This is a genomic window from Acinetobacter calcoaceticus ANC 3811, assembly GCF_000399665.1.
Classification (GTDB): Bacteria; Pseudomonadota; Gammaproteobacteria; order Pseudomonadales; family Moraxellaceae; genus Acinetobacter; species Acinetobacter calcoaceticus_B.
This window is the reverse complement of the sequence record NZ_KB976986.1, coordinates 1,564,122-1,585,187: the sequence shown is the minus strand read 5'-3', so window position 1 is coordinate 1,585,187 and position 21,066 is coordinate 1,564,122. Positions and strand designations below refer to the sequence as shown.

Below are 21,066 nucleotides of genomic sequence, written 5' to 3'. Positions count from 1 at the left end.
AAATTATTTTATAGGCTGTTGAGTGTTTGCAACACAACGGCTTGAATAGGTTTCAAAATGAAAATTCTTTTTACCATCTGAAGTTGTGAAGGGTTCCATAATTTCATGAGCTCTTCCAATTGCTAACCCATCCGCCATTACCAAATTGTCGGCGCCCATTGGCGAGGTACTGCGTAATACTTTTTCAGTACCTGTTTTTGGTCCAGTTGGGTTGATGGTAGGGGACTGCTTGTAATAATCTTTAGCGTACCAATCATTCATCCATTCATAATTATTGGTGACAAGATCATAAAAACCAAGAGGATTTGGTGGAGTTTTACCTAGAACTGGAATGTTACCTAAACTGTCTGGGCTATAATTTAAATAATAGTTGTCATATTGCTTTTTAGACCAAAGATTTTTTTCAGCTTCTACTTTTCCTGTGTCTGTTGCAAAGGCTGTATATTGCCCTTTATTTCGAGCAACATATTCCCATTGTGCTTCAGTAGGTAAATCCATTGGAGTGCCGACTTGCTGTCCTAGCCATTGACAATAGTTTTTGGCTTGTTGCCAAGAAATACCTGCAGCCACTTCATGCCAAATGTCTGGATTATATTCTTTATTTGTTAGGCTTTCGGGTTGACCACTAGCTTCGGTGTAAATATAAAAATCTTCTGTAGTGATTTTATAAGCATTCATATTAAAGCTGCTAAGCGTGACTTTATGCAGGGTTTTATTATTGTCCCCAGGGGAGAAAGGCTGGTTATTGGGTTTTTCAGTATTACCTTTGGGGTTTTTCACTGCCATGCTATTTGGAACCATTTTTTCTAATTCTGGTGTGACTAGTCCAAAATCACCCATTAGGTAGCTACCACCTTCAACAAAGATCATATTCTTTTTGGTTTTTTCAACCAATTGCTGAATTTTTTGCTGAAGTTCTGGTGAGGGCTTTGATGATTTATGATTTGTCTCACTAGATTTAGCACAAGCACTTAAAGCTAGACTTGAAAATAAAACAATAGCTATATTCCGTTTCATCATTTTGTTGGAAATCATTAGGTTGAATATTGATGAAACTATTTTAGTAAGAGACGTGAAAGATATAAAGAGCGGTTTTGTTATTCAACTCAGTGAATAATCTTTATAGTTACGAAAAATTAAAATGAACTCAGATCTTTTATAATTGAAATATAGATTAAATGGCTTTGGGGAATTAAGCATTAACCAATTGGCTATTCAAAAGAGGAATCTATAATTCTTCATCATATTTTTACAAAAAACAAACTTAAATTTTCTCTTCTTTTTTTGTTGACAATATATTGAAAAAGCATGTTTAGGGCATGGCGTGGCACTTTTTAACCTTTAGACAGAAAATTAAATTTATTTAAATAAGTATAATAGATAGACAGATTAGTCTTGACAAGTTTTGTATTTTTTGAACTTTCATTTTTACTTTACGTTTTGATGATCTGTTCCTAACCAAATAGAAACAGCTGCTGGTTAATATAAACTTAAATATTGTTAAGAAAATGTTTCATAAAAACTAAATAAGTGATATTTATGATAATTTTTTGTTTAGTTTTAATTCTTATTTAATTCATAAAAATCAATGATTTATTTTTAATTACAAAAAATAACAATATTATATTTTTATAAGAATAACTTTATTAAGCTATATTTTATAACCATCTTAACTATTTACTTTTAGTTTAAGTTGATATGTTTTTTATATAAAATATGTTTGTTTATATGATAAACTGCGCATAAATTTTTTGAATATAAGGTTTTTGGGCTGATTTTTTAATGTTTTATCAATATTAACTTTTCAGTAAAGCCTTGAATAAATAAGAAAACAGAGGAATTAAAGTTGTGTTGAAACGAAGTATTTTGATACTTTTGCTGACTGGAAACATTATCAGTCTATCAGGTGCTCACGCAGCAGAACTTGAGCCTGTAAAACTTAAAAAAAGTTGTATTAAAAAAAATCCTTTAGCAGAAGGTCAGAATGATCCTGAGCTATTGAATATTTTTAAACAAGTTTGTGATAGTGATAATACGACTCAAAAAAATGATTTATTAGCTAAAGCCGCTATGCGGTTTTATCAAACCAATCAACCAGTTAAAGCATTGAATTTGGCAAGTCAATTGCAAAGTCAAAATATACGCGGTTCATTAATAACAGATGTTTTATTTTTATCTGGTGTAAGTATTGCAAATAACTCATTGCAGCAAATGCGTAGTCAGGAAATGCGTTATTTAAGCAACGATGTAACTTATCCACCTGCTAAACAGTTAATTGAAAATATCCATACTTCAATGCCTGCGCCTGATACTTCAAATGTTAAGGCAGCTGCAGAAGGTGGCTCAGGTGATAACGAAAGAAGAAGTTATAAAAAACAAACTGTAACGCGTAACAGAGTTGCTGCTTCCAGAGCAGCACCTAAACGAGTAGCAACTCCAGCAAAAGCAACTGCGGTTAAACCAAAAACTGCCCCTGTAGCCAATGTTAATAAATCAAAAAGTTCGCCTTTTGACCCTTTAATTAAATAATCAGGAATAGAATCTTATGGCTAAGAGAGAAAGCGTACAAAAGAAGCTTCAGCGAATTCGACCTCCACGTGTTCAGCTCACATATGATGTTGAAATTGGTGATGCAAAAGAAGCGAAGGAACTGCCATTTGTTGTTGGTGTGATGGGTGATTTTTCGGCAGCATCTGAGCTTGAACGTACAAAATTAAAAGATAAAAAATTCATTAATGTCGATTTAGATAATATTGATGAAGTTATGGAGTCATTGTCTCCAAGAGCTGCTTTTCAGGTAGATAATACGCTGACTGAAGAAGGTGGGAGAATTGCAGTTGATTTAACATTTAAGTCAATGGAAGATTTTCGTCCAGAAAATGTTGTTCAACAGGTTGACCCATTAAAGAAATTGGTTGAAGCGCGTGAACGTTTAACAGATTTAAGAAATAAGATTTCTAACAGCGAACGTTTAGAAGACTTACTTGATGAAGTACTTAAGAGTACTGATCAAATCCGTAAATTAAGTGCGGAGGCTGATCATGAATAATGCTCAATCGGCAGCAATGCCTCTTGTTGAAAATGAACAAGTTAATCTTTTAGACTCGATTGTTGAAGAAAGCCGTATTGCCCGAAATGAAGAAGAACATACGCGTGCAAAAAGCTTAATCGGTGAACTTGCCAAAGAAGTAATGGCAGGAACAATTACAGTTTCTGAAAATATGACTTTATCAATCGATAAGCGTATTGCGGAAATTGATGCACTGATTTCAAATCAATTAAGTCAGATTATGCACAATGAACAATTCCAAAAGATTGAGTCAACTTGGCGTGGTCTTTACTACTTCTGTCAGGAAACACCGTCTAATCCTCTCATTAAAATTCGTATGTTAAATACGACTAAAAAAGAGTTGGTAAAAGATTTTCAAGGTGCTACAGACTTTGATCAAAGTACTTTATTTAAAAAAATCTATGAAGAAGAGTATGGGTCTTTTGGTGGTGCACCATATTCAGCGCTAATTGGTGATTTTGAATTTGACCGTACGCCTTCTGATATGTATTTGCTTGAGCAAATCTCTCACGTTGCTGCCGCTGCTCATGCGCCTTTTGTTTCTGCTGCTAGCCCAAGCATTCTTGGTCTTGAGTCATTTACAGATATTGATCGTCCTAGAGATGTATCAAAAATCTTTGAAACGGCTGAATATGTTCAATGGCGTTCATTCCGTGACAGTGAAGATTCTCGTTATGTTGCTTTAACCTTGCCACACGTGCTTGGTCGTCTTCCTTATCATCCAAAGGAAGGAACAGCTACAGAAGGATTTAACTTTGCTGAAGATGTTTCGGGTGCAAACCACAATGAATATTTGTGGATGAATGCTGCTTATGCTTTCGGTACCCGTTTAACAAATGCATTTGATATGCATGGTTGGTGTGCTGCAATTCGCGGTGTTGAAGGCGGTGGTTTAGTCGAAGGCTTGCCAGTTCATACTTTTAAAACACAAGATGGCGAAGTGGTATTCAAGTGCCCAACAGAAATTGCGATTACTGATCGTCGTGAAAAAGAATTAAGCGATTTGGGCTTTATTCCTTTAGTGCATTGTAAAAATACCGATTACGCAGCTTTCTTTGGCGCGCAATCAACTCAAAAACCTAAAAAATATGACAATGATACAGCAAATGCTAACTCTGCTTTATCAAGTCAAATTCAGTACATCATGGCCGTTTCACGTATTGCTCATTATTTAAAAGCAATGATGAGAGATAAAGTGGGTAGTTTTGCTTCTGCTGGAAATGTTGAAGCATTTTTAAATGAGTGGTTGTCACAGTATGTATTGCTTGATGATGGCGCTTCTCAAGAAGCAAAAGCTCAATACCCTCTACGTGAAGCGTCTGTAAAAGTTGTAGAAGATCCTGCTCAACCAGGTCACTACAAATCTGTGGTTTTCTTGCGACCACACTTCCAGCTGGATGAGTTGTCAGTTTCTTTGCGACTTGTTACTGAGTTACCTCAGTCCTCAAATTAATAAAGGTCAGCGAAAGAATAACTTTAAATTAAAAATAGGAAAGTTCTAAATGAAAGATATATACGTTGAGTTTCGCGGTAAATATAAAGTTGATGGCGAGTCTCGTGACTCTGAGCACAAAGGCTGGTTAGAAGTTAACTCTTGGTCTCACAACATTCGTCAACCTAAATCTGCTACTTCAAGTAGTGTCGGTGGCCATACTGCTGAACGTGTTGAACATTCAGATATGCTTTTTATTAAAGACCTAGATGCAACTAGCCCAAAATTATGGGAAGCATGTTCAGCTGGTTATACGTTTGATGAAGTACAAATTGATTTTTATCGTGCGAATGGCGATAAACGTATCAAGTACTTACAAATTAAATTGAAGCATGTTCTAGTTTCTAGTGTAACTCCAACAGTTACCGAAGAAGGTGTTCCAACTGAAGCGTTTGGTTTGAAATACGCAGCTGTTGAGTGGACATATAACCAACAAGATATTAACGGTACTGCTAAAGGTGCTGTTACTAAGAAATGGTCACTTTCTAATAATACTGCTTCTTACGCAGCATAATTATTTAAGTGAATATTTTGTGGAGGCTGACATAAAGTTAGCCTCTGCTGTCTTTAAGCATGCTTGTTGTGAACTCGAATGAATTTAGATCGGCTTTATCCATACGGATTTCGTTCAACTTTGTTTGATCGCTTAATTCCTGAAAGTGAAGATTATGAAAAGGGTCTTTCTATTCAGCAATTAAGAGAATCGGTAGCAAATGATTTAGAAGACTTGCTGAATAGTCGTGTCGCTAAATTAGATCACGTGGTCGATGATTATCCATTGGTTAAAAAATCTATACTTCAGTTCGGGATTATTGATTTTGTGGGGCTTTCTACAGCCAATCCGCTAGATCGAGACAAGATTTGTCAATCAATTGAACAATCAATAGCAGCTCATGAACCTAGATTAAGACAAATACGGGTAGAGATGTTGTTGGATGGACATAATATGGGGGCATTATGTTTAAGTATTCAGGCTTATCTAAATATTCATCCACTGTATGAACCTGTCGTTTTTGATGCATTACTAAAACCGACAACGCAGCAATATGTAATTTCAGCGAGAACCTAAGCGTAGTGGGTGTGTTGTGATAGAAGAGCTTTTACCGTTTTACGAGAAACAACTACAAGAATTTGGTCAGCAATCTCGTGAATTTGCCCAAAAATATCCGAAAATTGCTCAGCGCTTATCTTTAAATCAAGAGCAGATTGATGATCCGCATATTGAGCGTCTTATACAGGCGTTTTCATTAATCGCTGCTCGAATTGATAAAAAACTTGCTGATAGTTATGACGTATTTACGCGTTCTCTATTCGAGGTGATGTTCCCTCAATACTTACGGCACTTTCCTGCTTGTTCGGTGGTAAGTTTCGAAGATATAAATAAGATAAAGCAGCTTACAGAAGCGCATATTGTTCCTGCACACACAATCTTAAAGTCGCGTAGTTTTAAAGGGGTTCAGTGTGAGTTTAATACGACGCAAGAAGTAAAATTACTCCCGATAAGTTTGCAAGCGCTAGAGTTTAAAAGTACGCCAAGTGCACATATGCATTTGAGTCAAAATGCGATTTTAAATTTTAAATTCGAAATTTTTAATCATGCTCATCTAAGTTTAATAAATGAAAAACTTCCTATTTATTTAGATGCAATTTCTAATTTTCCGCTTCAAGTACTAGACAGTATTTTTAAAAAGGGAACAACTTTTGCTGTCAAAATAGGGCAGAAAGTTGTAACGCTCGATAAGAATCCATTTGAGTTAACTGGTTTTTCAGAGCAAGAAAGTCTATTGCCACTCGATCAACATACTCATCATGCGTATCGTTTGCTCATGGAATATTTTTGTTTTCCTGAGAAGTTTAACTATCTAAAACTCGATTTAGGTTTTTTAAAGCTTCTATCTTTAGAAGCGAATGATTTTGAGCTGCTTATACATTTTAAATTAAATTTAAATGATCAAGCTGTAGTCCGAAATTATTCTGAATTAAATGTCGCTAATTTTAAATTGTTCACTACACCAGTCATTAATTTATTTGAAAAATATGCTGAACCTCAAAAAATTGTACATAAGCAATTAGAATACCCATTAATTACAGATGCGCATCATCCTGAGTTTTATCAAGTCTATTCAATCACTGAAATGAATATGGTGCGTGAAAAAACCAGTCACGAAGAAAGCTATGTTCCTGTACTGCCTTTTTTCGCGATGAGTCATTACCATGCAGACAAGGCGCGCTTTTTCTATTCGGTAAGCTATCAAAAACTCCAACCGAATTTTGTTGAAATGGGATATTCAATTATTTCCAAGAATTTAAATCCTTCTTCAACACGTTCAGATTTTATTAGTACAAAATTATTATGCTCAAATCGTGACTTACCACATGAAGCATTGGGGCAGTCTAATAATATATTGAACTTGAATGACAGTAGTTTGGCTAGACGCGCCATTGTTTTAAAAAGACCTACAAAACCATATCAATTTGGTCAAAGTCAGAGTGAGCAGTGGCGTGTTATTTCGCATCTTTCATTAAATAGTTTAGCTCTAATGAAAGGTGATGCTGTATCTCATATTAAAGAGTTACTTGCTTTATATAACTTACCGCTATCAAAAGAAAATTATCTAATTATTGAATCAATTAAACATCTTGAATTTTCACTTACTCACAAACTAGTAGATGGTAAACCATTCCCAATGTTTGTAAGGGGCGTGAAGGCCGAGTTGCAAATTGATTCATCTGTATTTAGAGGGCATAGCCTATACATTTTTAGCCAATTGTTAAGTCGTGTTTTTAATTTAAAGGTTCAAATTAATAGTTTTGTTGATTTGGTTGTTAAGGATTATTCATCTCAGCAGGAGTTATACCAATGCAGTCAGAACGTTGGTGGCAAGACTCTTCTATAACAGCTGAGTTGTTTACAAAGCCAAAGTCTTTTGAATTTATCCAAGCAACACGCCTATTAAGGCACGATTCAAGTCGTGCAGTTGGTTCATCTTGGAGTGATCATTTCAAGTTTGAGACATCCTTTAATTTAAATTTCCCTGCTACGGAAATTGAAAATTTAGAATTATCAGATGAGCGGATTTATATCACGAATTTAATCGTTGGGCTTACGGGTATACAAGGTGCTTTACCGTATACATATACGAACAAGATTAAACAGGCTTCGCGTCAGCAAAGAGCTGAAACTAAAGAGTTTTTGAGCTTATTTAACCATAAGCTTACTGCTCAATATGTAGAGTCCAGCATTACCTATAATCTGCCGATTCGATATGAGACCGAGCATAAAAATGATTATCTAGATATTTTGCATGCGTTGAATGGCTATGTACGATCGCAACATCAGCAAACTGAACTTGATGACTATTTTGCAGAGTTTTCTGGATTAATGCAGGGCCAGAATAATACAGTTCATGCCTTAAAAACGATGCTGTCATGTATTTTTAAGCATGAAATTACGATTAAAGAGTTTATACAAGAATCTTTTAAGTTAGCGAGTGACCAATTAACCACTTTAGGTGGAGCTCAGCCGAGCCTACTTGGTGTTAATACATTTTGTGGTGAAACCATTCAGCAAATTGATGGAAAAATTGAAATTCAGATTGGACCCTTAAAACGTCAACAATATTTAAATTTTCTGCCAAATCAAGAGTTAAGTTTAAAACTAAAAAAAATTGTAGAAACTTGGTGTAGTCCAACTTTATCGATAGATCTTCGAATCGTGTTAGATGAGTCTGAAATACAACCTATTTGCCTAACTCATCATAATCAGAGTGGGCTGGGGCAAGGTTCTTTTCTTATATCAAAACAACCGAAAGTGCATAGTCATGAAACTTGCTATAGCCTTATTGGAGAGACAATATGATTAAAAAAATATTACTCTCGTTTATTGCTATTTTTACAGTAGTTAGTGGAATTATTATTTTCTACTGGCGTGACGTTCAATATAACCCTGATAAGGGTGATTTTTTCCTTTATTTCTTGCTATTACCAGCAATTATTACCTTGGCGATCTTATCTCCTTGGTTAATTTATAGTGCCTATAAAACTTACAAAGACAAGAAAGAACAGGCTATAAATCAAGATAAAAATGATACTAATCAAAAACAAACCGCGGTAACAGATGCACCACTCGAACAGCTAGATTTTAATATTTACTCTTCTTTTGCTGTACATGCATTGGGTGAGAATGAAAGCATTATTGCGGAGCTACAAAACTTTAAAAGTCCAGAGCTGGATGATCAACTGTTAAATTCTTATGGATTGCCTCTTTTATCTTACCGTATTAAAGACTTGGATGAAGATAATCATGAGGAGAGCGAGTATGCATCTCCACGACAAGTTCGTATGATGTCATTAATACAACAGCAATTAGAACAAAATATAGAAAACTTATATCTTCTTGCAGAGCATTTAAAACGTTCAACTTTATTTTATGAGTCGCAGCAAGCACGTGAATATCATATGCATCCGGCATGGGTTGATCCTGAGTCTGAATATGATGATGTTCAAATGCCGATAGTCGAAGTTTATCGCTTAAATCGCTTAAATCTACACATCCTTCTTTCTGAAGATTTATTACATATTTGGAATGATGATCAAAGTAATGAATTAATTTTAGCGTTTTTTACTGAGATTGGTATTCCTGCTCAAAAGATCCATATTGAATATCATTTTTTTGGAGAGCAATTAGCTTACCAAGAGTTAATACACCTATTAAAAGGTATTCATAAAAGAGAGCATGAGATGTTCTTTTTAGTCGTGGCTGATTCGGAAATTGATCAAGATCTAGTCGATGAAAAGTCTTGGATGATTAAAGATTATATTCCTGCTGAATTTGCAGCAAGCTGTTTATTGGCAGATCCTTTAGTAAAAATTCAAGAATTAGAACCTACTAAAAATCTGAAAGTTGTTGTAGGCCAACAAGATACAGCGAAGCTTTTTACTAATTTTGAATTTCATGATTTACCTCAGCATGAAGGTGAGGAACCTTATGTGCTGATATTGTCAGATCAGACCGATATAAAAGTTTCGAAAAAATTGCAGCAGCACTTTCTTCAAACACCAATAGAACCACATCACTATATTTATGTGAAATCTTCATTAGGGCATACCCAACATTTAGCTGATATTTATGGCTTTATGCTGAGCATGCACTTCCCTGAACATATCATTCCTTTTGTCTTTGGAGAAAATACGGTGTCAGCACATACATTTGTGCAAAGCGTCACTGAAAATTCAAAAGATGATGTGATGGTGTTGAATAACTAATTTAAACTTTGGACTTAGAACGAGAATAGAATGCATACAATTTTAGGCTACTTGTGGCAGTACATCACGAATCCTAAAGCAATTATCGCCTTGTCATTGTTCGTGGCATTGATGTCTTCATATACTTCAATTCCTCGTCATATATTCTGGGCTTTAGCAACTGCCTATGCTTTGGGTCTTATTGTTTATGGTATCTATTGGCTTATTCAACGAAGAAAGCATGCTGCTCAGGGCGAAGAGCTAGCTGAAGCAATTGAAAAAGATAATCAAGCTGAATATGGCAAAAATAAAGATAAAGAAGAACTTCAGCTTGTTAACCAACAAATGAAAGAATCAATTCAACTGATTCGTAAATCTAAGTTGGGTGATAAAAAAGGGAATGCTGCATTATATGAACTTCCTTGGTATATGGTTATTGGTAACCCAGCTGCAGGTAAAAGTTCAGCTATTTATAATTCTGGATTAAAGTTTCCTTTCGAAGAAACGCATCAAAAAATGGTATCAGCTGGTTTAAGCGGTACTCGAAATTGTGACTGGTTTTTCTCTACTGAAGGTATTTTGCTTGATACAGCGGGCCGTTATTCTGTTTATAGCGAAGACCATTCTGAGTGGTTAGGTTTCTTAAATATTTTAAAAAAGAACCGTTCTAAAGCGCCGGTGAATGGTTTGATTTTAATTGTTAGTATTGCTGAGTTAATTAGTCAAAGTCCTGAAAACTCGTTAAAGCTAGCTAAAAATTTACGTGCTCGTATTCAAGATCTAACCGAACGTTTAGAAGTAGTTGTGCCTGTTTATTTAGTCTTTTCAAAGATGGATTTGATTGCAGGTTTTACCGAGTTTTTTGAATTTTATGAAGCTCAAGAATATAACCAAGCTTGGGGAGCAACGCTTCCATATGAGCAGAGTTCTTCTCATAACGCGGTAGATTTGTTCGAAAAACATTACACCATTCTTTATGATGGTCTAAAAGGGGTAAGCTCGACTCATTTAAGCCGCCGTCATTCGCAAAATATCTCACCAAGTGTAATGACCTTCCCATTAGAATTTAAAACATTAAAACCAGCTTTAAAAAGCTTTATCGGTACACTTTTTGAAGATAATCCATATCAATTTCAACCTGTTTTCCGTGGATTTTACTTCACCAGTGCTTTGCAGGAAGGTGTCATTGAAAGTCCAATGACTGAACAAATTGCACAAGAATTTCAGCTTACTCAAATTGCTCAAAGTGATTTAAAAGATCATTCAAAAATTACGCCTAATCATGGCTATTTCTTAAATGGTCTATTTTCAGATGTTATTTTAAAAGATAAAGATCTTGTTAAGCAGCATGTAAATACGGGTAGAAAACGTCAGCGTTACATTGCATTTATTGGTGCTTTAGCGGGTGTTTCAATTATTCTTGGCGTATGGGTTTGGTCATATCGTAATAATCAGCAATTGGTTGCCGAAGTCCAAGCTGATTTAAATAAGGTTGTTCAATTAGAGAAAGCCTCGGGTCAGCAATTGTCTACCCAATTAGAAGCTTTACTTATTCTTCAAAGACGTCTACAGCAGTTGGATGAGTTTGATGAAAATAGACCGCTTAAGTTTAGTTTTGGTTTATATCAGGGCAATGAGCTTCGTGAAAAGTTAAAAGCTGAATATTTAAAAGGCGTTAAGCAAATTGTCTTAACACCGACACAGCAAAATATTGCTCAATATTTGCAACGCGTAAAAAATAATGAAGCAACATTAAAAGCGAATCACACAAATGTTGAAATCAAGCAAACTGCTCAGACTCAACAATATTTAGAGCCTTCAGACACAAATCCTCAAGATGCTTATAACGCATTAAAAGCGTATTTGATGATGAGTAATCCACAATATATGGATGCAAGTCATCTAAGTGATCAGGTTACGCGTTTCTGGCGTTCTTGGCTTGATGCAAATAAAGGTCAAATGCCACGTGCAGATATGATTCAGGAAGCTGAGCAGATTTTATCGTATGCAATGACTTTGGCGAATGATAAAGAATTCCCAATTTTAGATGCAGATTCACAAATTGTTGATCAAACACGTCAAGTATTGCTCTCTGTAGTTAGAGGAATGCCTGCGCGTGATCGTGTTTATAACGAAATAAAAATGCGCGCTGCTGTACGTTTCCCTGCGTTGACTGTAAGTCAGATCGTGGGTGAGGCTAATAAAAATGTTGTATTAGGTAGTTATGCGTTGCCTGGCGTATTTACCCAAAAGGCATGGAATGACTATGTAGAAAAGGCGATTGAAGAAGCCGCAGATAAGCCAACAGATAGTAAAGATTGGGTGCTAAATAGTCGTCAATCTGATGATTTAACTTTCTCAGGCAGCCCTGAACAAATTAGAAAGCAACTGACGGCACTCTATAAGCAAGAATATATTGCGGAATGGAGAAAATTCTTAAGCGGTATTCATTATGCTAAAGCTACCCAATTCCCTCAGCAAGTAAAAAATATTGATGTTTTAGGTGAGCCACAGAACTCTCCAATTCGAACCTTAATTGAACGAGTAGCAATCGAAACAAACTGGGATAATCCAGTTGTGCAAGCTGAGTTAGCAGCTCCACAAAAAGGATTCGTTGCGTGGTTTAAACGTAAAGTTTTAAATCATGATGACAAGACTGCTAATCAAGTGGCGACCAATGCTCAGGGTGCTATTTCTCAAGAATATCAAATGTTCTATCAGTTGGTTCGCAAACGCGATGATCAACAAGGTAAATCATTGCTTGATGAATATATGACAAATTTAGCTCTAGTTCGTAGCAAGTTTAATGAGCTTAAGAATGCAGGGGAAGTTGGACCTAATGCGATGACATTAGTCAAGCAAACCCTGAATGAGCAAACTTCTGTATTTAACCAGACGCAAAAAATTGTAGATGAAAAAATGGCGGTTGGTTTTAGTGAAATTGATCAGCGATTACTACAAAAATTAGTGGTTAGTCCACTTACACAAGCTTTTGAGAGTTTAATTACACCTACGCAAGACGAAATTAATAAATTATGGGTTATGCAAGCCTATCAGCCATTTACTGCAAATCTTGCTAAGAAATATCCATTTAACTCATCAGCTTCTTTGCAAGCTACAAGTAGTGAAATTGGCCAAATCTTGGGTGAAAACGGCAGCATTTCTCGTTTTGTAAAAGAAAATCTTGATCCATTTGTGATTCGTCGTGGTTATACATTAACGTCTAAGACATGGAAAGATTTAGGAATTAGTTTAAATCCTCAATTCGTCATGAATTTCCAAAGATATGTTACTCCATCAAATGGTATGGCAACAGGTGAGTTGAATAGTCAAGCTCCTGCTGCACCTGCAACCAATCAATCTAACTTCCAGTTTTACCCAATTCCAAATCCACAATTGCTTTCATATACCGTGGATATTGATGGTCAGCGCATGACTTATGAAAACGGTGTGCAACAGTGGGTTAACTTCATTTGGCCGAATCAAGGCAGTATTCCGGGTGCTCGTATTACCGCTGTAGATTTACAAGGTCAAACGCATACGATTTTTGATGAGCCGGGCGAATACGGTATTAACCGTTTAATTGATAGTGCTCAACGTAAAGAACAAAATGGCGGGTTTGAAATGCTTTGGCGTAGTAAAACTGACCCATCATTAGTTGTAAAAATGAATTTCCGTCTAATCAGTAGTAATTCAGGCAGTATTGGTTCAAGCCGTGGTTACGCAGGTATGCAACTGGTTGACAAAGTTACTGCCGATAAAGCAGCTCGTGTGGTGTCTGCTCAGCAGGCACCAGCTCAAGCTGCTGCGCCAGTAAAAACAGCAAATCCTGTTGCAGCACTTGCTCAGCCTTCTGTGGGAGTTAAACCATGACATGGAAAATAACCTCTATGCGAAAGGAGGAGCAATAATGCAAACATTAAAAACAACCCCTTTGTATTACGGCAAAAGTCCTGCACGAGGCGACTTTTTAAAAACAAAAGGTCAGAATGCTCTAATACAGTTGCTTGATCAGTGGATTACTGAAGCATTGGAATACGCAATGCAATCGGGCAGCTTTAAAGAAGCTTATAACACGTTGCCTTCACTGGATTTCTTTATTGCGAATCCGAAAGAAAATATGTTTTTAGCGGCGAATCTACTCGCAAGTGAAGATAGTTCAGGCCGATCTTTTCCAATGGTACTGAGCCATTTATTAGAAATTGATTTACCGTATGATAATTTGCTGTATGCGCCATATAGCTATAAACATGTACTCGTTGATTTATTTCAAAACAATCGTGCTTTAAAAGGAATTAAAGATTCAGATCTGTTACTTGGAAAATTAGGTCACTTACAAAATCAAATTCAGGTTTTAACTGAACGCGAGTGTATCGGCTTCTATGAAAATCATACGATGCACTCATTTGCTCAGTTAATGAAGCTCAGCATTTATGAGTTAGCTCAAAGTATGATTGGTCTGGGGTTATTACTTCAGCCAATTTTACAAAATGGAACCAGTCGATTAAATAAAGTTTTGATTTTGCCTATTAATAATCCTGCTTACAGTTATGAAATAGCAGCCTTTTGGGTCAGTATTATTTGTCGTTTTTTAAAGGAACATAATACTGAGGTGTTGATTGGCTTATTACATCGAGAGCAACCAGTATTATTCTTCGGCTTTCAAGGTGCTGATATTTTAGCCCTTAGCGATATTTTTACTCAGAATATGGATAGTAAACATTGGGTTTCTTTAATAGAAGCTCAGTGGATTGATACTTATTTGGAGCAGAATGCTGGTTTAGCTACGCTAGAACAATCATTATGCCAACGCCAATTAAGTTTAAATCAAGGCTTAAAACTATTTAGACAGACTTTTTTGGGTGAATAATAATGAATCAACGAAATCAAACTAAACTTACACAGCTCATAAAAGGCTGTTTTATCTATGCAATAGCTAATTATGCTTTGGCTCAGCCTATTGTTGTAGAAGGTGTGGTTCCAAATGAGGCGAGTAAACAGGCCATCTTATTAAAAATGCAATCTGTTTATGGTGCTGATCAGGTAGTAGATAAAATACAAGTGAGACCTGTAGCTGCTCCAAATGGATGGAGTGATTCTGTTACACGAGTTATTACACCTGACTTGAAAAAAGTTTCACAAGGTAAATTAAGCGTAAATGGTACTCGATTTGAGCTAAGTGGAAAAATGCTGAATCCAGCAGATATCCAGCCTACCATTCAGTCCTTTCAAGGGTTAGTACAGCCACCATATCAACTATATTCACAGTTATCAGTCAATCAGGCTGAGCAGAAAATCATTGATGACGCACTTAAAAATCGAATTATTGAGTTTGAATCTGGTAGTGCAGTTTTAACTGATGCGGGTCAAAAAATTCTAGACGAGATGGCTGTTGCCTTAAATAAAGTAGGCGGCAAAAAAGTCAAAATCGTAGGACATACAGATAGTTCAGGCGATGCGACTAAAAATTTAAAACTTAGCCAAGATCGGGCATTAGCAGTAAAAAACTATTTGATTAGTAAGAGTATTCCTGCCGACCATTTATCTGCGGAAGGTCTAGGTTCTTCTAAGCCAGTTGCAGATAATACTTCTCCAGAAGGAAGAAAGAAAAACCGTCGAATTGAGTTTACTGTTCTATAAATATAAGGAGAAGAACATGGCTAGCCCGTACATTACGATTGGATGCCCAACAACTGGTGGAGGGCAAGTCATTTCAGGAAATAGTACTTTTTTAATTGAGGGAATTGCAATTGCCTGTGTAGGAGATAAGGCAACTTGTCCGTTACACAAAATAGTTGCAACGATTGTATCGGGAGATCCGAATATGCTTGTTATGGGGAAATCAGCAGCACGTGTAAATGATTCATTATCATGTGGCTGTAAATTATTGCCAAAACAGAGTTTAGTAAATCAAGGGTAAGGGTAGAGATATTTTTATATAGATATAAATATCTACCAAAACTTATTAACGCTTGAAATGATGAGTAGTTTGTCTGATAAAGCTGAATTTTGTTAATATACAGGCATTATGATTTTAAGCATTAAATTATTTAAAAATATTGAGAGTAATGATGAGTAATTTAAAAATTTTAATTACAAAACTTTCTACAGTTGCGCGAACTGCTTTAGAAAAATCGGCTAATGCTTGTGTTATTCAACAAAATTACGAAATTGAAATTGAGCATTTATTTTTAGAGTTACTTAATCAATCTTTAGAGAATGATTTAAAAATTTTATTAAAGAAATATAAAATTTCATCTGAAGCTTTGGTTGATGATTTAAAAGAAACAATTTCTCAATTGCCGAAAGGTAATTCACGAACTCCTATTTTTGCTAAATCTATTGTTCGTTTGTTTGAACAAGCCTGGTTATTGGCTTCGGCTGAACAAAATCCAGTTATTCGTAGTGGTCATTTATTAGTTGCGTTATTAACTGCGCCTGATTTATATCAAATTGCGACTCGTGCTTCGAGTTTATTTGACCTCTTACCAATTGATTCAATGAAACATAAGTTTCTTGAAATTTGTGAGAAGAGTGTTGAACAACAAGATGAAATAAAAACACCTTCTGGTGAAGCTGAGCCAACAGAAGCGACTGTAGCAAATACCAAAGCAGCTAAAACTCCTGCACTTGATCAATATACGATTAACCTCACTGAAAAAGCGAAACAAGGCGGTATAGATCCAGTTATTGGGCGCGAATATGAAATTCGCCTAATGCTCGATATTTTAATGCGTAGACGCCAAAACAACCCGATCTTAACTGGAGAGCCAGGCGTTGGTAAAACAGCTGTGGTCGAAGGTTTAGCTTTAAAAATTGCTCAAGGTTTAGTACCAAACGCCCTTAAGAATGTCCATTTACATGTGCTTGATATGGGACTTTTACAGGCAGGTGCAAGTGTTAAAGGCGAGTTTGAAAATCGTCTAAAACAAGTGATTCAAGAGGTTCAAGCCTCAGTTCATCCTATTATTTTATTTATTGATGAAGCGCATACTTTAATTGGTGCAGGTGGACAAGCTGGGCAAAATGATGCTGCAAATCTTTTAAAACCAGCACTTGCACGTGGTGAATTGCGTACGATTGCTGCAACTACTTGGGCAGAATATAAACAATATTTTGAAAAAGATGCTGCATTGAGCCGACGTTTTCAGGTGGTAAAAGTAGAAGAGCCAACCGAAGAAGTTGCGATAGATATGTTGCGCGCAATGATTCCAGTGATGCAGCAGCATTTTAAATTACAAATTGATGATGAGGCGATCGTTACAGCGGTTCATTCTTCGCATCGCTATATTAGTGGTCGTCAACTTCCGGATAAAGCAGTTAGTGTTCTTGATACGGCAGCAGCACGTGTTGCGTTGACCCAAAATGCCCAACCTGTAAAGCTTGATCAGTTAAAGGCTCAAGAGCATAACTTAAAGCTTGAACAGAAAATTTTAGAAAATGAACATCGTCAGATTCCAATTCATCATGAACGATTAGAAACTTTAAAAGCTAATTTAGAATCTTTGCAAAAAGAGATTCATGAAACCGAAGAGCAATGGCAAAAAGAATTAGAACTTGTTCATAAAATTCAGGAATTAGAAGCACAAAATCATTCTAATGAATCTGAAGCTTATGACCAGATCAATCTACTGCGTAAGGATCTTGCTGAAATTCAAGGCCAGCAACCCTTAGTATTTGAAAGAGTAAACTCTCTAATTATTAATGAAATTATTTCTGATTGGACCGGAATTCCTGTTGGAAAAATGGTTAATGATGAAATTAAACAGATATTAACGCTTGAAGATAAATTGGGCGAGCGTGTAATGGGGCAGGATTATGCACTTACACAATTAGTTCAAGGCATTAAAACTTCAAAAGCAAGACTTGAAGATCCTAATAAGCCACAAGGTGTATTTCTTTTGGTGGGGCCAAGTGGTGTTGGTAAAACTGAAACGGCATTAACTTTGGCAAATGAACTATATGGTGGTGAGCAGCATTTAATCACCATTAATATGTCTGAATATCAAGAAGCTCATACTGTATCTTCGCTTAAAGGTGCGCCTCCTGGATATGTGGGATATGGTCAAGGCGGTGTTTTAACAGAAGCTGTTCGCCGTAACCCTTACAGTGTTGTGTTGCTTGATGAAATTGAAAAAGCACATAGTGATGTTCAGGAACTGTTCTATCAAGTATTTGATAAAGGTACTTTAGAAGATGGCGAAGGACGAGTAATTGACTTTAAAAACACCACTATTTTGTTGACTTCTAATGCTGGCTCAAGCGCGATCATGCAAGCTTGCTTAAATACGCCAGTAGAAGAATGGCCGACAGCTGAAGAGTTGATTGACCATTTAAAACCAAGTTTATATAAGCAATTCAAGCCTGCATTTTTAGGCCGAATGAGAGTTGTGCCATATTTTCCATTGCATGACGATTTACTTGTACGAATTATTAAACATAAGTTAGGCAAGATCACTGCAAGAATTGAGAAACAATACGGTACACAAGTCCAGTATTCTGACGATTTGGTAGAGCTGCTCTTAAGTCGCTGTACAGAAGTCGATAGTGGTGCACGTAATGTTGATAATATTTTAAATTCTACGGTGTTACCTGCATTGGCTACAGAAATTTTAGTGGCTTTAGCAGAACAAAAGTTGCCAAAAATTATCATGATTGATGCTAAAGATGACGAAATTCAATATTTACTAGATCCGGTTGCAAAAGCTGCTAAAAAAAGGACCAGTAAAAAGTTGAAGTCAGAAGTTTAAATTGAATAGAGCTAAAATTAGATGAATATTGATATTTCTGAACTCCTTGAACCGATTAGTGATAGCTTACCTTGTGGTGATGACTTTTCATTTTCTAATGAATTTCATGAAATCAAAAAAGCGAAAACACAAGATGATCTATTGCTAGATCAAGGCGATTGGGTTGCTGAGCGAAAACAAGCCGACTGGGATTTTGTATCAAATAAAACGAGTGTTTTGCTAAAAGAGAATACTAAAGATATTCGTCTATTAACTTGGCTCTTAGAAGCTTGGACTCATCTTTACGGTTTTGAAGGTATGGCGAAAGGTTTAACCTTAAGCCATACCATGCTCAATCAATACTGGCAGGAAATTCATCCTGTTATTGAAGATGATGACTTAGATCAACGCATTGGTTTATTACAGGGTTTAATTAATCAACTCCCAATGTTGTTAAAAAAAGTTTCGTTAACTAATACAGTTCCTTATTATAATTTGCTTGATTACGATAATTTTCTATATCACGAGAATGTTCGCCGAAAGCAAACTGAAGATTACGATAGTCAGTCAGGACCATCGGAGTTAGAGCAATTCGATCAAGCTATTTTTAATACGTCTAAAACTTTTCAATATTCTAATTATCAAGATTTTAGTTCAGTGTTAACTGAGTGGGATGTTTTAAAACAAACCCTTGACCATTTAATGGGACTAGACTCACCGAGTTTTGGTGCAATTGATTCAGCATTTGAAACAATCCACAGCACATTACGCAAGATTTATAAGGCAGAGGCTTTTGGTACTGGGCTTGCGCCAACCCAAGAACCAGCCGCTGTTATTACAAATTCATCTATGGAAAATCAAGTGCCTGTACAAGTTGTTTCAGATCAGCCTGCTTTTCAGCCTCAGGCACAAACACACTTGGCGAATCGTGAGCAAGCAATGAAAGTACTGCAAGAAATTGCGGATTACTTTCAAGCCAACGAGCCTCATAGCCCTGTGAGTTATATGCTTCAAAAAACCATTAAATGGAGTCAAATGCCGTTACATGAATGGCTAGCACAAGTCATTAAAGATGAGCATCCATTGCAAATGGTTCAGGAAATGTTAGGTGTGCAGCCTAAAAATGAATACGAATAAAGATTGGTAAAGACATATGTTTAAAGCTGAAAAAGTCCTTTGGGGCGAAGGTTTATTTTTAAGACCTCAACATTTCCAAATTCAAGATACCTATCATGAACAACGGTTGAATCATACGGTTCGTGCGGTTGTACCTTTTTCATATGGTATTCAAAAATTAAATTTCGATGAGGCTCAATTGAGCACCCATATTCTTGCTCTTGAGTCTGTAGAGATGATCTGGCAAGACGGTGAAATTTATCAGGCGCCTGCATATGATCTATTGCCTGAGCCAATTTTATTGGATGATCTTAATTTACGTGGTGAGATGCTAATTTATTTAGCATTGCCACTCTTACAAGCAAATAAGCAAAATCTAATTGATCAAAACCAAGCGCAAAAGGGCAGATATCAATCTCATCTTGTCGAAACGCATGATCTATTTACGAATGCTACCGAAGCAGATATTAGTTTGCTACGCCGCCGTGCTGTTTTTAAATTATTAGATGTACATAGTAATCCAGACCATAATCTGGATGGTTTCTTATATCTGCCTATTGGAAAGATTAAACGTCAAAGTTCAGGTGCTTTTGAAATTGACCGAAAGTTTATTCCACCAATTTTGCACGTGGATGCATCAGAAACACTTATTTCAAATTTAAAAAGAACACTGAACGTTATTAAGGCAAAAATTAAAACCATTCAAACCAATAACCGAGAAAATGAACAGAAATTAATTGAATTCCGTTCTGGTGATATCGTTTCATTCTGGTTAGTAAATGCGTTAAATACCGCTCATGCTGGTCTTAATCATTTTGTGCAATATCCACAAATTCATCCAGAGCGTTTGTTCTTCGAATTATTACGTTTAGCAGGTTCATTATTAACTTTCTCGACGGCGTATGATGTCGATCAGTTGCCTGCCTATAAACACCATAATTTACAAGAAAGTTTCTCGCAGTTAGACACGATTCTACGTGATTTGCTCGATACGATTATTTCGAGTCGTTACATCAGTATTGCGCTTAAAGAAATCCGTCCTTCATATTGGGTGGGAAGTCTTGAGACCGATAAAATTACTCGAGACACTCGACTTTATATTGCAGTATCAAGTAGTGCAATGCAGACACATGAGTTGATCCAGATTGTACCTTTACGATTCAAGATCGGTAGCACTTTAGATGTAGAACAACGTGTAGTTGCTGCATTGCCCGCGATTCCATTGCATCACTTAATTCAAGTTCCAACTGCAATACCGGTACGTTCTGGTGTGAGCTATTTCGAAATTGAACCACATCATGAGCTTTATCAGCGCATGTTGGATTCAGAGACGATTTGTATTTATGTTCCGGCTGGTTTCCAAGATATCAGTATTGAACTGATTGCGGTCATGAACGCTTAAGGGTAAAGGAGAG

The 21,066-nt window shown here is 36.2% G+C and carries 16 protein-coding genes; 15 read left to right on the top strand and 1 reads right to left on the bottom strand.

Annotated features, from left to right (window positions below):
• Positions 1-3: 3 nt before the first annotated feature.
• The gene (locus tag F935_RS08765) at positions 4-1,020 is read right to left on the bottom strand and encodes a formylglycine-generating enzyme family protein (protein WP_016138595.1); all 1,017 of its coding nucleotides are present in this window, start codon (positions 1,018-1,020) and stop codon (positions 4-6) included.
• An 819-nt stretch (positions 1,021-1,839) separates the two neighbouring features.
• Between F935_RS08765 and F935_RS08760 the strand changes: the two genes are divergently transcribed.
• The 15 genes from F935_RS08760 to tssK all read left to right on the top strand — a co-directional run bounded on the left by F935_RS08760 (position 1,840) and on the right by tssK (position 21,053).
• Positions 1,840-2,529, top strand: coding sequence for a hypothetical protein (locus F935_RS08760; RefSeq protein WP_035366186.1), 690 nt, complete (start codon positions 1,840-1,842; stop codon positions 2,527-2,529).
• A 16-nt stretch (positions 2,530-2,545) separates the two neighbouring features.
• Complete coding sequence (tssB, locus tag F935_RS08755) at positions 2,546-3,049, top strand: type VI secretion system contractile sheath small subunit (RefSeq protein WP_003651049.1); 504 nt, start codon at positions 2,546-2,548, stop codon at positions 3,047-3,049.
• A complete protein-coding gene (tssC, locus tag F935_RS08750) occupies positions 3,042-4,523 on the top strand; it encodes a type VI secretion system contractile sheath large subunit (protein WP_016138593.1) in 1,482 nt (493 codons plus the stop codon). Before tssB ends, tssC begins: the two co-directional genes overlap by 8 nt.
• A 49-nt stretch (positions 4,524-4,572) precedes the next feature.
• The gene (locus tag F935_RS08745) at positions 4,573-5,076 is read left to right on the top strand and encodes an Hcp family type VI secretion system effector (protein ID WP_016138592.1); all 504 of its coding nucleotides are present in this window, start codon (positions 4,573-4,575) and stop codon (positions 5,074-5,076) included.
• A 78-nt stretch (positions 5,077-5,154) separates the two neighbouring features.
• Positions 5,155-5,631 carry a type VI secretion system baseplate subunit TssE gene (tssE, locus tag F935_RS08740; protein WP_016138591.1) on the top strand — a complete coding sequence of 159 codons (477 nt, stop codon included), beginning with the start codon at positions 5,155-5,157 and terminating at the stop codon, positions 5,629-5,631.
• A 16-nt stretch (positions 5,632-5,647) separates the two neighbouring features.
• The gene (tssF, locus tag F935_RS08735; RefSeq protein WP_016138590.1) at positions 5,648-7,459 is read left to right on the top strand and encodes a type VI secretion system baseplate subunit TssF; all 1,812 of its coding nucleotides are present in this window, start codon (positions 5,648-5,650) and stop codon (positions 7,457-7,459) included.
• On the top strand, positions 7,423-8,421 hold the full coding sequence (gene tssG / locus F935_RS08730) for a type VI secretion system baseplate subunit TssG (RefSeq protein ID WP_016138589.1): 999 nt from the start codon (positions 7,423-7,425) through the stop codon (positions 8,419-8,421). Before tssF ends, tssG begins: the two co-directional genes overlap by 37 nt.
• Entirely contained in the window at positions 8,418-9,827 is a 1,410-nt protein-coding gene (locus tag F935_RS08725) for a hypothetical protein (protein WP_016138588.1), read from the top strand. Before tssG ends, F935_RS08725 begins: the two co-directional genes overlap by 4 nt.
• Positions 9,828-9,857: 30 nt before the next feature.
• A complete protein-coding gene (gene tssM / locus F935_RS08720; RefSeq protein WP_016138587.1) occupies positions 9,858-13,679 on the top strand; it encodes a type VI secretion system membrane subunit TssM in 3,822 nt (1,273 codons plus the stop codon).
• A gap of 37 nt (positions 13,680-13,716) precedes the next feature.
• Entirely contained in the window at positions 13,717-14,676 is a 960-nt protein-coding gene (gene tagF / locus F935_RS08715) for a type VI secretion system-associated protein TagF (protein ID WP_016138586.1), read from the top strand.
• Positions 14,677-14,678: 2 nt separating this feature from the next.
• A complete protein-coding gene (locus F935_RS08710) occupies positions 14,679-15,446 on the top strand; it encodes an OmpA family protein (RefSeq protein WP_005304028.1) in 768 nt (255 codons plus the stop codon).
• A gap of 16 nt (positions 15,447-15,462) precedes the next feature.
• Positions 15,463-15,726, top strand: coding sequence for a PAAR domain-containing protein (locus F935_RS08705; RefSeq protein ID WP_016138585.1), 264 nt, complete (start codon positions 15,463-15,465; stop codon positions 15,724-15,726).
• A 148-nt stretch (positions 15,727-15,874) separates the two neighbouring features.
• A complete protein-coding gene (gene tssH, locus F935_RS08700) occupies positions 15,875-18,556 on the top strand; it encodes a type VI secretion system ATPase TssH (protein WP_080645572.1) in 2,682 nt (893 codons plus the stop codon).
• Positions 18,557-18,577: 21 nt separating this feature from the next.
• Complete coding sequence (gene tssA / locus F935_RS08695; protein WP_016138583.1) at positions 18,578-19,672, top strand: type VI secretion system protein TssA; 1,095 nt, start codon at positions 18,578-18,580, stop codon at positions 19,670-19,672.
• A 16-nt stretch (positions 19,673-19,688) separates the two neighbouring features.
• Positions 19,689-21,053 (top strand): type VI secretion system baseplate subunit TssK, encoded by a 1,365-nt coding sequence (gene tssK, locus F935_RS08690; RefSeq protein ID WP_005041639.1) that lies wholly within the window; start codon positions 19,689-19,691, stop codon positions 21,051-21,053.
• The last annotated feature ends 13 nt before the right edge of the window (positions 21,054-21,066 follow it).